Consider the following 20,649-nt stretch of genomic DNA (forward strand, 5'->3'; position numbering starts at 1 on the left):
CGCAGTACGCGAGGCTACGCAGAGCGGGTAAGCCGACGATGACAGCCTTGGGGGCTGCCATGCGCAAGCTGGTGCATATCGCTTTCGGCGTCTTGCAGTCACAAACCGAATATCGGCCACAACCAACTCAGTGAGGGTTGCGGTCGGTTAGGAGAGACGGTATCTCCTCTTCAGCCTGCCCCCGGCGCCCCTCGCTACGATCAGCTACGACAACGCTAAATTGGCAGGCGATCGGATTGAACATCACACCAGGGCGTCGAGCCCCCGGGCCAGGTCGGCGCGGATATCTTCGATGGCCTCAAGGCCGACCGCCACGCGGATCAGCCCCTCGGTGATCCCCGCGGCGTCCTTCTGCTCCTCCGAGAGGCGTCCATGGGTAGTCGTGCCGGGATGGGTGATGGTGGTCTTGACGTCCCCCAGGTTGCCGGTGATGGAGAGCATGCGGGTCGCATCGATCACCGACCAGGCCGCCTCGCGTCCCCCCTTCACCTCGAAGCCCAGCACCGCCCCATAGCCCTGCTGCTGCTGGCTGGCGAGCTCGTGCTGCGGATGCGTGGCCAGGCCGCTGTAGTGGACCCGTGCCACCGCGGGATGCCCCTCCAGCCACTCGGCCAGGATCCGGGCATTCTCGCAGTGCGCCCGCATGCGCAGGTTGAGCGTCTCGAGGCCCTTGGTGAAGATCCAGGCATTGAAGGGGCTCAGGCAGGGACCGCAGGTGCGCACCACCCCGAACACCTCCTCGAGTTCCTTGTCGCGCCCCACCACGGCCCCGCCGATCGCCCTGCCCTGCCCGTCCAGGTACTTGGTGGCGGAATGGATCACCAGGTCGGCCCCCAGGGCGATGGGCTTCTGCAACGCCGGGGTCAGGAAGCAGTTGTCGATGGCCAGCCAGGCGTCATGGCGCCGGGCAATTCTCGCCAGTGCGGCGATGTCCACCACCTCGGAGAGCGGGTTGGAGGGCGTCTCGGCAAACAGCAGCTTCGTCGCAGGCGTCACCGCCGCCTCCCAGGCCTCGAGGTTGGACAGTTCAACGTAGCGCGTGGTGATGCCGAACTTGCCCAGGTACTTGTCGAACAGGCTGACCGTGGAGCCGAACAGCGACCGCGAGGCCACGATCTCGTCGCCTGACTCCAGCAGGGCCAGCGCTGTGGCCAGGATCGCCGCCATGCCGGAGCTGGTGGCCACGCAGCGCTCGCCCCCCTCCATGGCCGCCAGGCGCTGCTCGAAGGTACGCACCGTGGGGTTGGTGAAACGCGAGTAGACGTTGCCCGGTGCCTCGCCGCTGAACTTGGCCGCCGCCTCGGCGGCGCTGCCGTAGACGAAGCTCGAGGTCGGGAAGATCGGCTCGCCATGCTCCTGCTCATGGGTACGCTGGTGACCGGCGCGGATCGCCAGGGTCTCCAGTTCCCACTCCTGCTCCGATGTCGGGTCCTGCTGCATGACGTGCCCCTCAGTCGTCGATGTCATCTTCCTGGTTGTGCATCCCCACCAGGGCATGGTCGCCGGCGCTGCGCTGCTGCTTGGCGTCGTCGCTGCGCGAGGCCTCGAGGTCCGACAGGTAGCGCTCGTCGATATCGCCGGTGACGTACTTGCCATCGAACACCGAGCAGTCGAAGGCCTCGAGTTCGGGGTTGACCTCGCGGCAGGCGGCCTTCAGGTCGTCGAGGTCCTGGTAGAAGATCCGGTCGGCGCCGATCAGCTCTCCCACCTCGGCCTCGCTGCGGCCGTGGGCGATCAGTTCGCTGGCCGCCGGCATGTCGATGCCATAGACATTGGGATAGCGCACCGGCGGCGCCGCGGAGGCGAAGTAGACCTTGCGCGCCCCGGCTTCCCGCGCCATCTGGATGATCTGCTTGCAGGTGGTGCCACGCACGATGGAGTCATCCACCAGCAGCACGTTCTTGTCCTTGAACTCGACGCCGATGGCGTTCAGCTTCTGGCGCACCGACTTCTTGCGTTGGGTCTGGCCCGGCATGATGAAGGTCCGCCCGATGTAGCGGTTCTTCATGAAGCCCTCGCGATAGGTCACGCCGAGGTGCTGGGCCAGCTCCAGGGCAGAAGTACGCGAGGTGTCGGGAATCGGGATCACCACGTCGATGTCATGCTCCGGCCACTCGTTCTGGATGCGGTCGCCGAGCTTGCGGCCCATCTGCATCCGGGTGCCGTAGACATAGGCGCCGTCGAGGATCGAGTCGGGGCGTGCCAGGTAGACGTGCTCGAAGATGCAGGAGGCGAGCCGCGGGTGGTCGGCACACTGCTGGGTATGGATGGCGCCGGTCATGTCGACGAAGATCGCTTCCCCCGGGGCCAGGTCACGGTGCAGCTCGAAGCCGCCCACATCCAGCGCCACCGACTCGGAGGCGATCATCACCTCCTGCCCCTCACCCTCATCGCGGGTGCCAAACACCACCGGACGGATCCCGTGGGGGTCGCGGAAGGCGACCAGGCCCACGCCGTTGATAATCGCCACGGCGGCGTAGCCGCCCCGGCAGCGACGATGCACGCGGCGCACCGCGTCGAAGATGTCGCCGGGCTCCAGGTGCAGGCCCTGCTTGCCCAGCTCGTGGGCAAAGACGTTGAGCAGCACCTCCGAGTCGGAGCTGGTGTTGATATGGCGCAGGTCCGAGGAGAACAGCTCCTGCTTGAGCTGGTCGGAATTGGTCAGGTTACCGTTGTGGGCCAGGGTGATGCCGTAGGGCGAGTTGACGTAGAACGGCTGCGATTCTGCCTCGCTGGAGGAGCCCGCGGTGGGGTAGCGCACGTGGCCGATACCCAGGTTGCCCTTCAGGCGTGCCATGTGACGGGTATGGAAGACGTCCCGCACCAGGCCGTTGCTCTTGCGCAACAGGAACCGGCCGTCGTGCCAGGTCATCATGCCGGCGGCATCCTGTCCGCGATGCTGGAGCACCGTCAGGGCGTCATAGATGCCCTGGTTCACCGCCTGCTTGGCCATCAGGCCCACGATACCGCACATTCCACCTTACCTCGCTTGCCTGGTACTTGCGTTGAAGAGTCAGGACGGACCGTATCCGGCCCGCCCGGGGATTCACATGTCAGGGCGTCGTCGCCTCGGCGTCGTCCGGTTCTGTCTCGGACTCGGTTGCCGACGTCTGCTCCCCCCGCGGCAGGGAGAGCTCGCGCAGCGACGCCGGCGTCTCGGGCAGGCGCCCTTCCCAGCCCTCGAGATGACTCACCGCCCAGTCGCGCAGTTGCTCGAAGGTCGGCCGCAGCTCGGCCTCCTGCCAGGCCTGCAGCTGCACCAGTGGCGTCAGGCTGAGCAGGATGGTCGCCAGCACCAGGATCGCCGCCCCCTTGGCCATACCGAAGGCAGCACCGGTCACCCGGTTCAGGAACCCCATGCCGACCCACTCCACGGCAGCATGGACCATCCGGATGACGATGCCGCAGAGCAGGATCACCGCGAAGATCACCAGGACGAAGGCCAGCACCAGCCGTCCGTCGGGGTTGTCGATCACCCCGGAGAGCAGGTCCGCCACCGGTTCGGCCAGCAGGCGGGCCGCCAGCAGGGCGATGATCCAGGCGGCCAGCCCCAGTGCCTCGCGGATCAGTCCGCGCAAGAAGCCGGTCAGCCCGGTCACCACCAGCACCGCCACGAAGAGCCAGTCGATCCAGGTCAGCGCCATGCTCAGTTGCCCGCCCGCACCAGCAGGCCCTGGAGATTGGATTCGGCCTTGAGCCTGGCCATCACGTCCTCACCCTCGCGAGAAGTCGCGTAGGGCCCGACATAGACGGTGGTCAGGCCGTTGTCCCGGGCCCTGCTGTAGACGGGCAGCCCCTGCGCGGCCAGGTTCGACTCGAGACGCTCGGCATTGGCCGGCTCCCCGAAGCTGCCGACCTGGACGGCCCACTCACCCTCGGGGGCCGGCTCGGCCGGCGCGCTCTCCGCCTGCTCGGCCTGGCCCGACAGGCGCTGGTCGGCGGCGCGGGCCAACTCGGCGATGGGATCCTCGCGGGCCTCGTCACGCCCCTCGGCGGTTTCACCGGCGACGCTCTCGGTGTCCGTCGTCTCGGGGGTGGCCGGTTCGGCGTCGGCCACGGCCTCCACCGCCTGTTCGGCCTCCGGTTCGATCCGCGCTTCCTCGGCATCCGAAGGCGACGACGTCCCGACAGGCGACTGGATCTGCCCGAGGCTTGCCGGCGGCTCCGGGTCGGGCACGTCACGACGCTCGACCTCCACCGGCTGCTCGATGGTCATCACCGGCTGGGGGCGCTCGCTACGCGGTGCAGGATCGTCGAACAGCATGGGGACGAAGATCACCGCCAGGGCGATCAGGATCACTGCTCCGCTGAGACGTTCTCGCATTCCGTATTTCATCTCGCTCCCTCGATGGCCGTATCTTCCCCTGCAGTCTGCTCCGCTGCCAGCCGCCATTCCAGCACCTCGGCCACGGTGAAGAAGGAGCCGCAGACCAGCACCCGATCCTCGGGCGCGAGCCGGGCCGCCAGCCAGTCGGCCGCCTCGACCGGCGTGCTGCCGCGGTGCCATACCGCGCCACCGTGGCGGGCCAGGCGCTCGGCCAGGTCGTCCGCCGTACGGGCACGCTCGCCCGCGAGGCTCACCGGCACCCAGGCATCCACCACCGGCGACAGCGCGGCGATCACGCCATCGGCATCCTTGTCGGCAAGCATCCCCAGCAGGCCGACGGTGCGTCCCTGGCAGGGCCGCGCTTCCAGGCGCTGGGCCAGATAGCCGGCGGCATGGGGGTTGTGGCCGACATCCAGGCACCATTGCCCCAGCCACTGCATGCGCCCCGGCAGCTCCACGCCGGCAAGCGCCCGGCGACAGGCCGCCTCTTCCAGGTCGAGACCGGCCAGGATCAGGGCCTGCAGGGCCGTGGCGGCATTGTCCAGGGGGAGGCCAGGGTCGGGCAGATCGGTGATACTTTGCGGGCCTCGGAAGGCCCAGCCCGCGCCCTCCCCCTCGCGTCGAAAGGCCTCGTCCAGGGCATGGACGGCGGCGCCGAGTTCGCTGGCGACCTGGCGCACGCTGTCCGGCAGCGTCGTGCTGCCCAGCACGGCGGGCCGACCGGCGCGCAGGATGCCGGCCTTCTCGCGGCCGATGCCCTGCAGGTCGGTGCCGAGGAAGGCGGCGTGGTCCTGGGCCACGGTGGTGATCACCGCCACGTCCGGGTCGATGACATTGACGGCATCGAGCCGTCCGCCGAGCCCGACCTCGAGGATCGCCAGGTCCATCTGCCCTCTGGCAATGGCCCATAGCGCCCCCAGGGTACCCACCTCGAAGTAGGTCAGGCTGACCGGTTCGCCCTCCAGGCGTGCCGCCTCCACCGCCTCGAAACCGGCGATCAGCGTCGCGTCGTCGGCCTCCTGGCCATCGAGGCGCAGGCGTTCGTTGTAGCGCAGCAGGTGGGGCGAGGTGTAGGCCGCCGTGGAGAGGCCATGGGCCCGGGCCAGTGCCTCGAGCATGGCCACGGTCGACCCCTTGCCGTTGGTGCCGGCGACGGTGATGACCCGGTCGCACAGCGGGGCATCCAGGAGACCCATGCGACGAGCGACCTCGGCCACTCGCTCGAGGCCGAGGTCGATACCCACCGGATGGGCCGCCTCCAGCCGCGCCAGCCAGGCCGGAAGCGTATCGGGAAGGGTGTGGTCGCTCATGCCGATCGGTCAGCGCGCCGGATCGGGGCGCTCGCCGGGCGGCTCGGCATCGCTGTCGGCCTCCGGCTCGGCGGCCGGCGTCGGGCTGCTGGTCGCCAGTTCCTCCTCCTGCTCGGCCTGCTCGGCCGCCTGGACGAGATCGGGCTCGTCGCCGAGATCGTCGCCCTGCCCGGCCACCGGCCAGTGGGTGAGCTTGCGCAGCACGCCGCCCAGCCGCTCGCGCATCTCGCCGCGCGGCACGATCATGTCGACGGTGCCATGCTCGAGCAGGAACTCGCTGCGCTGGAAACCTTCCGGCAGCTGCTCGCGGACCGTCTGCTCGATGACCCGGGGTCCGGCGAAGCCGATCAGCGCATTGGGCTCGGCCACATTGAGGTCGCCGAGCATTGCCAGTGACGCCGAGACGCCACCGAACACCGGATCGGTCAGCACCGAGATATAGGGCACGCCGGCCTGCTTGAGCTTCTCCAGGGCCGCCGAGGTCTTGGCCATCTGCATCAGCGAGAAGAGCGCCTCCTGCATCCGTGCGCCGCCGGAGGCGGAGAAGCAGATCAGCGGGATGCCCTCTTCCAGGGCAACGGTCGCGGCACGCACGAACTTCTCGCCCACCACGGCGCCCATGGAGCCGCCCATGAAGGTGAACTCGAAGGCCACCACCACCACCGGCAGCCCTTCCAGGGAGCCGCGCATGGCGATCAACGCATCCTTCTCGCCGGTCTCCTTCTGGGCCGCTGCCAGGCGGTCCTTGTACTTCTTGGAGTCGCGGAACTTGAGGCGGTCCACCGGCTCGAGGTTGGCAGCGATCTCCTCACGGCCCTCCTTGTCCAGGAACCAGTCCAGGCGCTTGCGGGCGGTCAGCCGCAGATGGTGGTCGCACTTGGGGCAGACGTTGTGGTGCTTCTCCAGTTCGGGGAGATAGAGCACCGCCTCGCACTTGGGACACTTGCGCCACAGGCCGTCAGGCACGCTCGCCCGACGATCCTTGCGCTGGATGCGGCCCACCGAGGGCACGATCTTGTCTAGCCAGCTCATGTCAGAAACACTTCCGTATAGGCTGATGCCCCCGGCGGCACCGGGGGCAGGGTCGATTCGGTTGGCGATGGGCCCGGATCAGGCGTCCAGGGCCTGGCGCATCTCCCCCAAGACCGCCTTCAGCGCGGCCGGGATCGCCTCGGGACGTTCGGCATTCTCGGCAACGCGATTGATGAGCGCGGAACCGACGATGACACCATCGGCCACCTTGCCCACCTCGGCCGCCGACGCCCCGTCGCGAATACCGAAGCCCACGCACAGCGGCAGGTCGGTCATCTCGCGAAGCGGTGCCAGATGCGCGGCCACATCCTCGGCATTGAGACTTGCCGAGCCGGTCACGCCCTTCAGCGAAACATAGTAGATATAGCCCTCGCCGTGGGCGCATATTGTAGCGGCCCGGGCATGCGAAGTGGTAGGGGCGACCAGGAAGATCGAGGCCAGCCCGCGGGACTTGAGCAGCGGACCGACCTCGTCGGCCTCCTCCGGCGGCATGTCGACGATCAACACGCCGTCGACGCCGGCCCCGGCGGCCTGGTCGGCGAAGGCCTCGAGGCCGATGCGCTCCACCGGATTGAGGTAGCCCATCAGCACCACCGGGGTCTCGCTGTCGGTCTGGCGAAACTCACGGACCATCTCGAACAGGTGAGAGAGCCGCACGCCGTGCTTGAGGGCACGCTCGCAGGCCTTCTGGATCACCGGCCCGTCGGCCATGGGGTCCGAGAACGGCACCCCCAACTCGATGACATCCGCCCCCGCTTCCACCAGGGCATGCATGAAGCCGACGGTATACTGGGGCGCCGGGTCGCCGGCGGTGATATAGGGAATCAGCGCGCGGCGGCCCTCGGCCTTGAGTGCGGCGAAGCGTTGGTCGATACGATTCATGGTCTGGGCCGTCATCAGAATTCAATCCCGTCGATCTTTGCCACCGTCATGATGTCCTTGTCCCCGCGACCGGAGAGGTTGATCACGATGTTCTGGTCGGGGCGCATGGTGGGCGCCAGCACCTTGGCATAGGCCAGGGCATGCGCCGTTTCCAGCGCCGGCATGATGCCCTCGACCCGGGTCAGCTCGCGGAAGGCCGCCAGCACGTCATCGTCGTTGGCGGCCACATAGTTGACCCGCCCCACGTCCTTCCACAGCGCGTGCTCGGGGCCCACGCCCGGGTAGTCCAGGCCCGCCGAGATCGAGTGGGTATCGGAGACCTGGCCGCCCTCGTCGGACATCAGGTAGGTGCGATTGCCATGCAATACGCCGCGGGGCGCGCCGGACGCCAGGGGCGCGGCATGGCGGCCGGTCTCGACGCCGTCGCCGCCCGCCTCGACCCCGTACATCGCGACCTCGTCGTCCTCCACGAAGGGATAGAAGAGTCCCATGGCGTTGGAACCGCCGCCCACACAGGCAATCAGCGCATCGGGCAGCTTGCCGAACTCCTCGAAGGACTGGCGGCGCGCCTCGCGCCCGACGACCGCGTTGAAGTCGCGGACCAGCATCGGATAGGGGTGCGGGCCGGCCACGGTGCCAATGATGTAATAGGTGGTGTCGACATTGGTCACCCAGTCACGCAACGCCTCGTTCATGGCGTCCTTGAGCGTGCGGGTGCCGGATTCCACCGGGATGACGTTGGCCCCCAGCAGGCGCATGCGATAGACGTTGAGCTTCTGGCGCTCCACGTCGGCGGCCCCCATGTAGACATCGCACTCCAGCCCCAGCCGCGCGGCCACCGTGGCGGACGCGACGCCATGCTGCCCCGCCCCGGTCTCGGCGATCACCCGCGGCTTGCCGGTCTTCTTGGCTAGCAGCGCCTGGCCGATGGTGTTGTTCACCTTGTGGGCACCGGTATGGTTGAGGTCCTCGCGCTTGAGCCAGATCTGTGCACCACCGAGCTGCTTCGACCATCGCTCGGCATGATAGAGCGGTGACGGACGGCCCACGAAATGGGCCAGGTCATAGTCGAATTCCGCCAGGAAGGCCGGGTCGTCACGAAGACTCAGATAGGTCTTCTCCAGCTCATCCAGGGCGAAGCTCAGGGTCTCCGAGACGAACCGGCCGCCGTAGGCACCGAAATGGCCGCGGGCATCCGGCAGTCGGGTCAGGTCACTGAACTTGCTCACGAAAGACACCTCACAGGGTCGCCAGAAGGGGTGTAGGGGAAACAGGGTGAAGCGAACGGCTCAGGCGCCGCAACGCGCGTCGTCGGCCTGGCGCACGGCCTGCAGGAAGGCCGCCATGCGCGTGGCATCCTTGACGCCGGGGGCCGCCTCGATGCCGCCGGAGACATCCACGGCGAACGGGGCCACGACCGCAATCGCCTCAGCCACATTGTCCGGCGTCAGGCCTCCGGCGAGGATAACAGGTTTTGCCAGGCTTGCGGGGATTCGCGACCAGTCGAAGGTCTCGCCGGTGCCTCCCGGCACGCCCGGCCGGTAGGCGTCCAGCAGCAGCGCCCGCGCCCCGCCGTAGGCCTCGGCGGCGGCGTGGAGGTCGAGGCCATCGCGCATGCGCAATGCCTTGATCCAGGGGCGGCCGACTGCCATGCAGGTCCCGGGGGGCTCGTCGCCATGGAACTGCAGCAGGTCCAGGTGTTCGGCAGCGCGTGCCACCAGTGCGAGGTCCGGGTCGACGAAGAGCCCGACCCGGGTGACGAAGGCCGGCACGCGCTCACTCAATTCGGCGAGGCGCTGCTCGTCGATGGCGCGCTTGCTGCCCGGCCAGAGCACGAAGCCCAGGGCATCGGCGCCCGCGGCCACGGCGGCATCGACATCCTCGGGACGGGTCAAGCCGCAGAACTTGATGCGGGTACGCTTGATCATGTCGACTCCTGCTCAGCGGCCACTGGCCTGCCCCGCCGGAACTCAACCATCGGGCAGTCGGGCAACGGCCTCTCGCCGGTCCATTCGCCCAGGAAGGCCAGCAGGTTAGGACCCAGCGGTTCGCGGGGCAGCCCCCACTGCTCGTCGTAGAGCGAGTCGACGAAGTGCAGGCCGCAGGCCGGGGCAGTGACGTCGGCGAGCCGCCGGTCCTTCAGGGCCATCAGCTCGGTCAGGTAGGCATCGCCGCGCTCGCCGCGCCCCACCGTGACCAGGGCACCGACGATATTGCGGATCATGTGGTGCAGGAAGGCATTGCCCTGGACGTCGATGACGACCAGCGGGCCATGGCGGTGTACCTCGATGAAGTGCAGGTGGCGCCAGGGGGTCTTCGACTGGCAGCCGGCGGCACGGAAGCTCGAGAAGTCATGCTCGCCTACCAGCGCCTGGGCGGCCCGGTGCATGGCATCGGCGTCCAGGGGGTCGCGACACCAGGTGGCATTGGCGCGCTCCAGCACCGGGCGGCTCGGCTGGTTGAGGATCACGTAGCGGTAGCGCCGCGCCAGGGCCTTGAAGCGGGAATGGAAACTGTCGGGGACCGGCTTCACCCAGCGCACGGCGACATCCCGGGGCAGGTTGGCATTGACGCCGAACACCCAGGCCTTCTGAGAGCGAGGCACCGGGGCATCGAAATGGATGATCTGGCGGGTGGCATGGACACCGGAGTCGGTGCGGCCGCTGGCATGCACGGTGATCGACTGGTTCGCCACCTTCGCGAGCGCCGCCTCCAGCGCCCCCTGCACCGAGGGGGCGTGCTTGAGTCGCTGCCAGCCACAGTAGGCGGTGCCGTCGTACTCCACCCCCATGGCCAGGCGGCCGGTCAGGGGGTGGCGGTCATCGAGGGATCGGAAAAGGGTCATTCGGCCTCATTGCACGGATTGATCCAGCAATTCGCGGGCCTCCTGCCGGGCATCCGGATCATCGGACTCGTCGATCAGGCTCTCGAGCAGCGCACGGGCCTGGCCGGCCTCGCCGGCGTCCAGCAGGCGCCGCGCCTCGGCCAGGGTCGACGTGGAGGAAGCCGCCGCGGAAAAGTGGGCATTATCCCGCGACAGCGGCGGGAAGGCCACCTCCTCGACGTCCCACTCCTCGGGCATGTCGCGTTCGGCCCGGATACCGGGCATGGCATCGGCCGACTCGCCGTCTCCGCCAGTGGAAGAGGTGAACTCCACGCTGGGCTGCATGGGCGTCTCCTCCCGGGGTGCCGCGCGCTCCTCCAGCGTCGGGGGACGATAGTCGATGATCTCGCGCCCGTCGTCCGCCTCGCGGGTGGCCAGCGGGACGCTCGGAAGCTCGTCAGCCGGTTGGGGCACCTGCTCGTCCGATGCCTTGTGGGGCTGCTCTACCTCTCCGGCCGCCTCGCCGTCCAGATCGGACGAAGCCTCGGTCTCTGGCCGCGGGGCGTCATCCTCCTGCGGCTCCGCTTGCGGGCCCGGCTCCAGTTCCGGCGGACGATAGCGCGCCAGCGGGTCGGCCTGCTCGCTGGCCGAGGCTGCTGGGTCGGGCATCGCCCGGCCGGCCGACGCCTCCTCAGGCGCCTCGCCGGAGGGGGTGTCGCGAGCCTCCCTCGGTGCCTCACCCGAGGGGGTGTCACGAGAAGGCGCCTCGCGAGACGGCGCGTCGTCCGTCGCGGGCTCGTCATGGGCCTGAGGCTCGCCATGCGTATCGGGATCATCGAAGCGGCGCGGGGGAAGCTCGTCGGCCTCGGGGAAGACGGCTCGATCCGCCGGCGTTGCCGCCACGGGCGCTGCTGCCTTGGCGGGCGGTGCACTGCGGACATGGCGCTCCATGAGCCGGGCGACCTCGGCCTGGACATCCGGGTCCCCGCCGGCGCGCAGCTGCTCCGCCTGGCGCGCCGCCGCCGCATGGTCGCCCTGCTCGAGCTGCACCCGCAGCAGCTTGAGCCTCAGGTCATCTCGCCCGGGCTCCCGTGCCAGGCTGGACTGCAGCAGCTCACGCGCCTGGTCGTAGCGCCCGTAGGCGATGAAGATGTCGGCCTCGTTGATCGCCTCGGCCTCGGGCATGGAGGCACGCACCGGCGTCTCCCGTTCTTCTTCGCCGCGGAACTCGGCCTGCTGTGCCCGGGCCTGGGGACTGCCCGGCACCACCACGCCACTGGCGGCCGGGTCCACCGGGCGCGCCTCGTTGAACACCGGCGCCGGCTCGCTCTCCTGGCGACGACGACGGCGCACCAGGGCCCAGAGCGCCAGCAGCAGTGCCAGCCCGGCGCCGCCCAACATCAGGTTGCGGTCGGTACCCCCCTGGTAGAGCGCGCCCCACCAGGGCGACTGCCGGGAAGATTCCGGCTCGCTGCCGGGGGCCACCACCCCACCGCTGCCCGGGGCATCGGCGCCCTGCCCCCCGGCACTTATCGCGGCCAGCTGGTCGCGCATGGCGTCCAGCTCCTCGCGAAGGTCTCCGAGCTGGGACTGCAGCTCGTCGCGCTCGCTGCGAACCGCCTCCAGGGCCTGGCGGTTCTCGAGCCAACGAGCCTCGAGGCGCAGCAGCCGCTGGTCCTCGGTAAGCTCGCCACCGCCCTGGATCAGCGCCAGCACCTCGGGGTCGATAAACGGCCCTTCCCCTTCGCTGCCCGCGGGCATGGCCAGGGAGTCGGCAGCCGCTTCCTCCTCTTCTTCCTCCTCCTGCCGTGCACCAGTGGACGATTCGCCCTCCTGCTGGTCCGAGACCCCGTCGACCGGCACCGCGCCCTCGGCGGCCACTTCGGCATCGCTGAGCAGCGTCAGCCGCTGCCACTCCTCGCTGGTCGCGTCTTCATCATTGCCAGAGGCATCGCTGGACGCCGTCTCGACCGCCTCGGGGGGTGCCTCGTCGGCAGGCTCCGTCGATGCGCCCTCCTGCGCCGGGGCGCTGGCAACAGCCGACGCCGGAGCATCAGAGGAGCCGCCCAGTGCCACCCGAGCCGGGGCTCCGCTGCCGCGATTGGCCCAGGCCTGGTTCATGGCCTGGACGACACCGTCAGCCTCGGCGGAGGAACGTGCCGCGATGGCCTCGCGGGACGGCACCACCAGCGTAAAGCCGGCCCGCATGGCGTTGATGTTGCCGGAAGGAAAGACCTCAGGGTTGGCCTCCACCAGGGCAACCATCATCTGGTTCATGCTGATGCCGCTGTCCGGCCTCAGCCGGCCGGCCACTGCCCAGAGGGTGTCGCCGCTGCGCACCCAGGCGGGGTTGCCCGCGCCCGCGTCGGAGGTGCTGGCCAGCGGGCGTGACGAGGGTTCAGCCGTCGGGGCAGACGAGCGCGGCGCGGAAATCGCTTCCCGCGGTGCGCTCGAGGACGCCGCGACAAGGGCCGGGAGCTGGTCATAGTCCGGCGGGTCGAGCAGCAGGGTCACTTCCCGCAGCTGCTGGCCACCCGGCCAGTCGAAACGCAGCAGCAGGTCGACCCAGGGCTCGCGCACGGCCCGCTCGGTGGTCAGGTCGACCACCAGGCGCCCCTGCCGTCGGCTCACATCCATCTTCACGCTGGCGGCCAGCGGGGTGCGGGGCAGGCCGGCCGCCGAGAAGGCGCGCTCATCGGCCACCGAGACATTGAGCAGGTCGGCCTGCAGGCCGGCGCTGTCGGTCAAGGGGATGCTCGCCCGCAACGGCGCATTGAGCGTCGAGTTCACCTCGGCCTCCCCCAGGCCGAGGGCCAGCGCCAGCGGGCTGGCGGCGGAGAGCGAAAGCAGCATGGCGAGTGTCAGCTTGCGTTTCATCGGGTTCCCTTGCGTCGTTCCACTGCGCCCCGCCGACCCCGGCGGTGACCTGATAGTATATTCTTAGTGATTATGAGGACTATGTATCACATTCCCTGCGCCGGCGCCTTCCCGGAACACTAACGGCGACCATACTTTCAACATAAGTCATTGAACGCATGACACGCGAATCCCCCCTCGCCAACGGCCTGCGCGCAACACCCAACGAAAGCGGGACGCCACCAGGGCGTCCCGCTTTCGTTCACGCGGTCATGGACCGCCATACGGTGCTCACTGCTCGCGCAGGATCTTCAGCATCCGCTTGAGCGGCTCGGCGGCGCCCCACAGCAGCTGGTCACCGACGCTGAAGGCAGAGAGGTATTCGCCGCCCATGGCCAGCTTGCGCAAGCGACCGACCGGCACGGTCAGGGTGCCGGTGGCGGCAGCCGGCGTCAGGCCGTCGATGGTGGCCTCCTTGTCGTTGGCAATCACCTTGACCCAGTCGTTGTGGCGGGCCAGACGATCCTCGATCTCATCGATCGGCACGTCCTTCTTGAGCTTGATGGTGAAGGCCTGGCTGTGGGAGCGCATGGCGCCGATACGCACGCAGAGCCCGTCGATGGGGATAGGGTTGTCCTGGAGGCCGAGGATCTTGTTGGTCTCCACGGAGCCCTTCCACTCCTCCTTGCTCTGACCATTGTCCATGGGCTTGTCGATCCAGGGCAGCAGGCTGCCGGCCAGCGGTGCACCGAAGTTGTCGGTGGGGAAATTACCGCCACGCATGGCTGCGGTAACCTTGCGATCGATATCGAGGATGGCGCTGGCCGGGTCGGCCAGCTCGTCGGCCACGCTGTCGCGCAGGCTGCCCATCTGGTTGAGCAGCTCGCGCATATGCTTGGCGCCGGAACCGGACGCGGCCTGATAGGTCATGGAGGTCATCCACTCGATCAGGTCCGCCTCGAAGAGGCCACCAAGGCCCATGAGCATCAGGCTGACGGTGCAGTTGCCACCCACGAAGGTCCTGGCGCCCTTCGCCAGCTGGGCATCGATGACGTGCCGATTGACCGGGTCGAGGACGATGGTGGCGTCATCCGCCATGCGCAGGGTGCTGGCGGCGTCGATCCAGTAGCCCTTCCAGCCACCCTGGCGCAGGTCGGCATAGACCTTCTCGGTGTACTCGCCGCCCTGGCAGGTCACGACGACGTCCAGCGCCTTGAGGGCTTCCAGGTCGAAGGCGTCCTTCAGCGGGGGAACGTCGACGCCGACGTCTGGGCCGTCCTGGCCGACCTGGGAGGTCGTGAAGAAGATCGGCTCGATGCCCTTGAAGTCGCCATCCTCGAGCATCCGTTGCATCAGCACGGAACCGACCATGCCACGCCAACCGACGAAACCGACTTTCAACATGTGAAGCCCTCCAGAAATCGAATGTGGAACACATTATACACGACCCCCTCCCCCTCTGGCAGACGTCGATCGGCTCTGGCGAGTGCAGGTCAGGTGTCGCCAACACTCGCGCTGGCGACACCTGTCAGGGCACGTAAAATGTAACAATCCTTGACAAAATAGCGGCATTAAGTAAAATTATGTAACATGCATCGAATATCCACGGCAAGACGGTCCGCGGGTCCGACTCGGTATTCAGCACATCCACTGGACCCATAAGGACACGGCCATGGCGAAAGGGCTTTAGACATGCGCCACGATATCGCCGTCCCTGCCACATGGAACGCACCGGGCACTGAGGAGAAACGCGGATACTCGAGAGCCGCCGTCCCGTGTTACCACTACAGCACCTATGGCCTCTTGCTCAGCTCGCAGTTCGAGCTCCCCGAACTTCGCGGGACCAAGCCCACGCCCAGCCCCGATATCGAAATACTGGCCGACTCATTCCCTGAAGACCCGACGAATACCGGCGTTAGCAAAGTCGACCTTCAGGGTTCCGCCGACTGCTCCCAGTTCGTCTTCGAAGGGGTTGCCCGTTATCGAATCGAACAGGGAAAGCGTATCCTGATCGACCGGCGCGTGTTGAAGAGCCGCGGAACCGGCACGCCCGAAAGGGATCTGCGAGGTCATCTGCTGGGCAGCGCAATGGGTACCCTGCTGCACCAGAAGCACTGGCTTCCCCTCCACCTGAGCGCCCTGGAGACGCCAGACGGCGTCTGGGGGTTCACCGGCGTCCCCGGCGCAGGCATATCGACGCTGGCCGCCTGGCTGCATTATCACCACGACTGGCCACTATTGACAGACGAGGTCGGCGTCATCAAGCCGGGGGAGGCACTGCCCTACCTGCACCCGGGGCCACCCAGGCTCAATCTCCGGAAGGATGCCCTGGCGAGCCTGGAGTTCGATCATCACAGCCTCAGCAGGAATCTGACACGAGCCGGCAAGTATCACCTCATCCTGCACCGAGGATTCCACACCTATGCCCAGCCGCTGAAGGCCCTCGTCCTGCTGGAGCGTGCCGAAAAGGGCGCCGCTGCCAGCCTTGAGCCACTCGAAGGCCTGGAGGCCCTCGAGGTCGTCATGGCATCCCTCTACCTACCGGAGTGGGGGCAGGCATTCAACGGCCCGGCGCGGCTGATGACCTACGTCTCCGAGTTGGCTAAGCGCATCCAAGTCTATCGCTATCGCCGTCCCTGGTCGCTGGTCGCTGGTCGACATGGAGCTTGGCCTGGCGCCTCTGGTGCAGAGGATTCATGAGCGCGCGAGTCATGACGCAGCTTGAGTCACACCTGCTCGGCCCCGGAGCATGAGGAGATCAACGCCTCTCGAAGGCGGCCAGCACGGCGTCCCCCCAGGTCGCCCCCCCTGTTCAAGACTTAAAGTTTTCATCCTTGGCCACCCGGGCATTGCGATTACATTATAGTAACAATTGGGGCGTAGCTAAGGTGGAGAGCAATCATGCCAGGCACCAGAGATCTACCTGCACTGAACTTCCCTCCGGTATCGCCACTGCCGAACAGGCGCCGAAACTCCCCTCCTCCTCTTGCTTCCCGTTTCTACACCACCTACGGGCTGACGATCGCTTCACAGCTTGAGCTTCCCGAGCTCGAAGCGCTACCGCCTGAAGCGGGCCCCGACATCCACATTCGCATCGGCGAAGTGGCAGGCCAGCTTGAAGATGCCGAGCTCAGCACGCCATGGCTCCAGTGCAGCGGCAACTGCTGCCAGTTTCTCCTCGATCGCATCGCGCGCTATCGCGTCGAGCAGGGCATGAGTATCCGCGTCGATCGCCGGCTGGGGCCCGCGTGCGGGTCGACGACCGACGAGGGTGACCTGCGCGTCTACCTGCTGGGAAGCGCCCTAGGCGCACTGCTCCACCAGCGACACTGGCTGCCCCTCCATATCAGTGCGGTACAGACCCCGTCTGGCGTCTGGGGCTTCGCGGGAGACTCCGGGGCAGGCAAGTCTACCCTCGCGGCCTGGCTGCACTATCGATACGGCTGGAAGCTGGTCAGCGACGATGTCGGGGTGATCAAGCCTGAGGAGACGCACCCCACCCTCTATCCGGGTCCCCCTCGCCTCAAGCTTTGGAAGGACGCCCTGGAGCGCCTGGGAATCGATCGCCAGGGCCTGGTCCGGGACCTGACACGCACGGAGAAATTTCATCTGAACCGGCATCTGGGCTTCACTCACGACAGCGAACAACTGAAAACGCTCGTGATGCTGGAGCGAGTGCCTGCCGATGAAAAGGCCTCCATCGAGCCAGTCGAAGGCGTCGAGGCCTTCAGGATTGTGATGTCGGCCCTCTACCTGCCGGAGTGGGGGCAGCGCTTCAATGGTCCTGCCCGGCTGATGCAATATGGCGCCGACCTGGCGCGGCAGATCCGGGTCTATCGCTACCGGCGGCCCTGGTCGCTGGAGAAGGTCGAGGAGAGCCTGGTTCCGCTGATGCAACACATCCATGATGGAGCGGGACATGCCAGCTGAACCCGATCGACCCGACGCCACGCTTCGCCTGCTGATATTGCTGGCCAGGCTGGAGCTGTCCGAGGCTCAGCGAGAGGCAGCCCTGACCCTGTGCAACCGCATCGAGGCATGGCATGAGGTGGCGAGCCAGGCGGAACGGAAGCTGATGCTGCCACTGGTGTATCGCCACCTGCACGAGCTGTCGCCGCCGACGCTGTCACCGGCCGATGCGGCTCACCTGCATCAGCGGGCCCTGAGCCTCGTTCAGGTCAACCTTCTCGTTGCCGGTGAACAGCAGCGCCTGGTTGTCGAAATACTGGATCCCCTGGATATTCCCTATCTCTTCTTCAAGGGGCCGGCTCTGGCGGCCCGCTACTATGATGAACAGGCCATGCGATCCTGCCGGGATATCGACCTGCTGGTGCCACGCCACCGCTGTGTCGAGCTGCTGGAATTCGCCCTGCGGCATGGCTATCGGCCACTCGCCCCGGAAGCCTTGACACCCGACAGGCAGAGTCTCGAGTTTGCCCTCAGCGCGAAAACCGTGGTGTCCCTTGTCTCTCCCTCAGGCGTCTGTATAGAAGTCCACCATGAGATCGACCGAGGCGCCGGGATCTACCAAAGCGACGCGCTCCTCGACAGCCGGGTCGCCCACCGGGCCGGCGGTACCCTGCTGTACTCGATGCCGACCAGCGAGCTGTTTGTCTACATCTGCCTGCATCACACGCGTCACTACTGGTCACACCTTCACTGGCTGGTCGACCTGGATGCCATCCAGCGCCATCCTGACTTCGATGCGGCAGCGGCCTACGCTTGCGCAGAGCGCCGGGGCCTGGCGTCCACGTTCAACGCCTGCCTGGAATTCTACCGGGCGCTCGCCGCCCCCGAGCCCGAACACTCATCACACCTCAGCCCGCGCAGCCGCGAGATGCTCGAGGCCTGCTTCACGACGCTGCAGGGCGGGCTCGAGGCCGAACGGGCACTGCTTCGCCAGCGACCCACCCTGCAGTTCGGCTTCACCTGGCAGACGCACCTGGCCAATCGGTGGACAAGCCGCCTCAGGAAATGGGCCAGCCCGCTGCAGCCGGGTTATATCGATTACCAGTTCCTCCCTTTGCCATCCCGTTGGCAGTGGCTCTACTACGTCATACGGCCCTACCGCGCTCTGGCCAAACGCCGTCGAGCCCGGTGGCCCGCACAATGATTCCTTCCCCGCGAACCATCCTGGAGCCCCTCGGCACCCTTCGCCGGGTTCTACCACTGCTCTGGGCCAGCAGTAGCAAGTGCGCCCTGCTCACCACTTTCCTCATGGTGCTCGAGGTCGGTTTCGGCCTGGCGGCGCTCTATCTGCTCAAGCAACTGGTCGATCTGGTCACGACCCTGCTGGGCGATGAGGCCACCGCGGCCCAGGGCATGGAGCAAGTCCTGGGCTATGTTGCCTTCACCGGGGGAGCGACCCTGGCTTTCATGGTGACACGCGCCCTATCGAACCTGGCCAAGGAAGCGCAGGCCATGCTGGTGGCTGACTACATCGACGGCAAGGTCCATGAGCGTGCCGTCAGTGCCGACCTGGCCTTCTATGAGAGCCCGCGCTATTTCGACACGCTAGAGCGGGCTCGGGAGTCAGGCAACCAGCGCCCCGCCCAGGTCATCGGCAACCTGATGATGCTGTCGCGAAATGGCCTCATGCTGGCGGCGATCGTTGTCCTGCTCGTTTCGATCGACTGGCTGCTGCTGCCTGTCCTGTTGGTGGCCATCCTACCGGGGCTGCTGGTGCGACTTCACTTCACGCGACACCTCTATGACTGGCAGCGCCGTCGGACGCAGATGGAGCGGAAAGCCAGCTACCTCGATTGGCTGATGACCTCCAACCTGCACGCCAAGGAACTGCGCATCTACCAGCTGGGCGACCACCTGCGGGCTCAATACGCCAAGCTGCGAGGCCAAATTCGCCGGGAGCGCCTGCAGATCACCCAGCGACGCACCCGCCTCGAAGTGGTCGTCGGCAGCGCCGCAGCCATCGCCTTTTTCGCCAGCCTGGCCTACCTGGCCTGGCAGACCGCGGAAGGACACAGCAGTGTCGGCGACCTAGTGCTGTTCATGCTGATCTTCCAGCGCGCCCAGACCATGGGACAGGAGCTGGTACAGCAACTGTCCAAGCTCTATGAGGACCACCTTTACATGGGGCTGCTGTTCGAGTTCCTGGATATTCGCCCCGAGATCGCTGAGCCGAACCACCCGGCGGCGGTACCAGAGACCCTTCGCGAAGGCATCCGCTTCGAAAAGGTCGGCTTCCAGTACCCCGGATCGGCTGAGCCAACCCTGAGCGATATCGACCTCAGCATCCGCCCTGGCCAGGTCGTCGCGCTGGTGGGAGTCAACGGGTCGGGAAAGACCACCCTGATCAAACTGCTGTGCCGGCTCTACGACTCCGCCCGGGGCCGCATCACCCTCGATGGCGTCGATATCCGGAACTACAGCCCGGAGCAGTACCGCAATCTGTTCAGCGTCATCTTCCAGGACTACTCCCAATATGCGGCGAGCGTGAAGGAGAATATTCACTTCGGTGACATCCAGTCTTCCGGCGAGCAACCCTCGATCATGACGGCAGCCATCAACGCCGGCGCCGACGATTTTATCAGCAGGCTACCGCGCGGCTATGATACCCCCCTTACCCGAATGTTTGACGAGGGGCAGGAGATCAGCATCGGGCAGTGGCAGAAGCTCGCCGTGGCACGCGCCTTTCTGAGAAAATCGACGTTCATCATACTCGACGAGCCGACCAGCTCGCTGGACCCCGAGGCCGAGTTCGAGATGTTCGAGAACTTCCGGGAGCGAATCAATCATCGCGGCGCCCTGATGATCAGCCATCGGCTGTCCACCGTCAGGATGGCCGACTATATCTATGTGATGGATCAAGGCAGAGTCTGTGAAAGTGGCACGCACGAGGAGCTGATCCGCAAGCGCGGCACCTACTGCAAGCTGTTCAAGAAGCAGGCATTTCATTATCGTGATGCCGAGGTATAGGGACGAGGTGCGAGGGACGAGAGACAGCCTGGACAACAAAAAAGCCGGGAGCCGGGCTCAATTCCCAACTCCCGGCTCCAAGCCAAGGCCAACTCTCTGCAGTTACACCCTGCAGTTACACCACCCCCCCCTCTACAGCCTCACCACCAGTTCCTCAGCCTCCAACTGGGCGATAAAATCGAGCACTTCATTTTCGCAGGCATCGCGCTCAACCGAAAACTCTCGCATCAGCTGATCGCAGATCGCAGAAACAGTGATCTGGTCTTCCATCAGGTCCCAGATTCGTCTGCCGACGACGGGCACCCCATAGTACATCCCCCTGCTGACGCTGAAGAGAACAAGGTCATCCCCCACCCGGGAGGCAAGGGGCGACGGGGATCGCTGCACGCAGCTTTCGATATCCAACTGGCTTTTCATATTCAACTGAGTATGCATATCACGGCACCCGATCATGAAGTCACGACCCATGGCAAAGATGACAT

General features: G+C 66.6%; 17 protein-coding genes and 1 pseudogene. 5 read left to right on the forward strand and 13 right to left on the reverse strand.

Features of this window, described 5'->3' with window-relative positions:
* Positions 1 to 134 (forward strand): annotated as a pseudogene (locus DFP85_RS19085) (IS110 family RNA-guided transposase); the annotation flags it as partial.
* Positions 135 to 243: 109 nt separating this feature from the next.
* Here DFP85_RS19085 and DFP85_RS06360 read toward each other — a convergent pair.
* The 12 genes from DFP85_RS06360 to asd form a co-directional block, all read right to left on the reverse strand.
* Positions 244 to 1,467, reverse strand: a complete 1,224-nt coding sequence (locus DFP85_RS06360) for an O-succinylhomoserine sulfhydrylase (protein ID WP_166644611.1) — start codon at positions 1,465 to 1,467, stop codon at positions 244 to 246.
* On the reverse strand, positions 1,451 to 2,974 hold the full coding sequence (gene purF, locus DFP85_RS06365; RefSeq protein ID WP_106230298.1) for an amidophosphoribosyltransferase: 1,524 nt from the start codon (positions 2,972 to 2,974) through the stop codon (positions 1,451 to 1,453). The genes DFP85_RS06360 and purF overlap by 17 nt, the downstream gene beginning before the upstream one ends.
* A 79-nt stretch (positions 2,975 to 3,053) precedes the next feature.
* Positions 3,054 to 3,644 (reverse strand): CvpA family protein, encoded by a 591-nt coding sequence (locus tag DFP85_RS06370; RefSeq protein WP_133635474.1) that lies wholly within the window; start codon positions 3,642 to 3,644, stop codon positions 3,054 to 3,056.
* Positions 3,645 to 3,646: 2 nt separating this feature from the next.
* Positions 3,647 to 4,324, reverse strand: coding sequence for an SPOR domain-containing protein (locus DFP85_RS06375; RefSeq protein ID WP_243737222.1), 678 nt, complete (start codon positions 4,322 to 4,324; stop codon positions 3,647 to 3,649).
* 8 nt (positions 4,325 to 4,332) lie between these two features.
* Positions 4,333 to 5,637 (reverse strand): bifunctional tetrahydrofolate synthase/dihydrofolate synthase, encoded by a 1,305-nt coding sequence (gene folC / locus DFP85_RS06380; protein ID WP_133635476.1) that lies wholly within the window; start codon positions 5,635 to 5,637, stop codon positions 4,333 to 4,335.
* A gap of 9 nt (positions 5,638 to 5,646) precedes the next feature.
* Positions 5,647 to 6,669 carry an acetyl-CoA carboxylase, carboxyltransferase subunit beta gene (gene accD / locus DFP85_RS06385; protein ID WP_243737223.1) on the reverse strand — a complete coding sequence of 341 codons (1,023 nt, stop codon included), beginning with the start codon at positions 6,667 to 6,669 and terminating at the stop codon, positions 5,647 to 5,649.
* Positions 6,670 to 6,747: 78 nt separating this feature from the next.
* Complete coding sequence (gene trpA / locus DFP85_RS06390; protein ID WP_133635649.1) at positions 6,748 to 7,551, reverse strand: tryptophan synthase subunit alpha; 804 nt, start codon at positions 7,549 to 7,551, stop codon at positions 6,748 to 6,750.
* A 14-nt stretch (positions 7,552 to 7,565) separates the two neighbouring features.
* Complete coding sequence (gene trpB / locus DFP85_RS06395) at positions 7,566 to 8,780, reverse strand: tryptophan synthase subunit beta (protein WP_133635477.1); 1,215 nt, start codon at positions 8,778 to 8,780, stop codon at positions 7,566 to 7,568.
* 60 nt (positions 8,781 to 8,840) lie between these two features.
* Entirely contained in the window at positions 8,841 to 9,479 is a 639-nt protein-coding gene (locus tag DFP85_RS06400; RefSeq protein ID WP_133635478.1) for a phosphoribosylanthranilate isomerase, read from the reverse strand.
* Entirely contained in the window at positions 9,476 to 10,396 is a 921-nt protein-coding gene (gene truA / locus DFP85_RS06405; RefSeq protein WP_133635479.1) for a tRNA pseudouridine(38-40) synthase TruA, read from the reverse strand. Before truA ends, DFP85_RS06400 begins: the two co-directional genes overlap by 4 nt.
* A gap of 6 nt (positions 10,397 to 10,402) precedes the next feature.
* On the reverse strand, positions 10,403 to 13,252 hold the full coding sequence (locus DFP85_RS06410) for a FimV/HubP family polar landmark protein (RefSeq protein WP_133635480.1): 2,850 nt from the start codon (positions 13,250 to 13,252) through the stop codon (positions 10,403 to 10,405).
* A 270-nt stretch (positions 13,253 to 13,522) separates the two neighbouring features.
* A complete protein-coding gene (gene asd / locus DFP85_RS06415) occupies positions 13,523 to 14,635 on the reverse strand; it encodes an aspartate-semialdehyde dehydrogenase (protein ID WP_133635481.1) in 1,113 nt (370 codons plus the stop codon).
* Positions 14,636 to 14,923: 288 nt separating this feature from the next.
* On the opposite strand from asd, the gene DFP85_RS06420 reads away from it, so the two are divergent.
* From DFP85_RS06420 to DFP85_RS06435, 4 genes are all read left to right on the forward strand, one after another.
* Positions 14,924 to 15,931 (forward strand): hypothetical protein, encoded by a 1,008-nt coding sequence (locus DFP85_RS06420; protein WP_133635482.1) that lies wholly within the window; start codon positions 14,924 to 14,926, stop codon positions 15,929 to 15,931.
* A 201-nt stretch (positions 15,932 to 16,132) separates the two neighbouring features.
* A complete protein-coding gene (locus DFP85_RS06425; RefSeq protein ID WP_133635483.1) occupies positions 16,133 to 17,161 on the forward strand; it encodes a P-loop NTPase family protein in 1,029 nt (342 codons plus the stop codon).
* Complete coding sequence (locus DFP85_RS06430) at positions 17,151 to 18,344, forward strand: nucleotidyltransferase family protein (protein ID WP_166644612.1); 1,194 nt, start codon at positions 17,151 to 17,153, stop codon at positions 18,342 to 18,344. Before DFP85_RS06425 ends, DFP85_RS06430 begins: the two co-directional genes overlap by 11 nt.
* A complete protein-coding gene (locus DFP85_RS06435) occupies positions 18,341 to 20,167 on the forward strand; it encodes an ABC transporter ATP-binding protein (RefSeq protein WP_166644613.1) in 1,827 nt (608 codons plus the stop codon). The genes DFP85_RS06430 and DFP85_RS06435 overlap by 4 nt, the downstream gene beginning before the upstream one ends.
* Before the next feature lie 132 nt (positions 20,168 to 20,299).
* On the opposite strand, the gene DFP85_RS06440 is transcribed toward DFP85_RS06435, so the two are convergent.
* The gene (locus DFP85_RS06440; RefSeq protein ID WP_133635486.1) at positions 20,300 to 20,635 is read right to left on the reverse strand and encodes a PqqD family peptide modification chaperone; all 336 of its coding nucleotides are present in this window, start codon (positions 20,633 to 20,635) and stop codon (positions 20,300 to 20,302) included.
* Positions 20,636 to 20,649 lie beyond the last annotated feature (14 nt).

Source organism: Halomonas ventosae (assembly GCF_004363555.1).
GTDB lineage: Bacteria > Pseudomonadota > Gammaproteobacteria > Pseudomonadales > Halomonadaceae > Halomonas > Halomonas ventosae.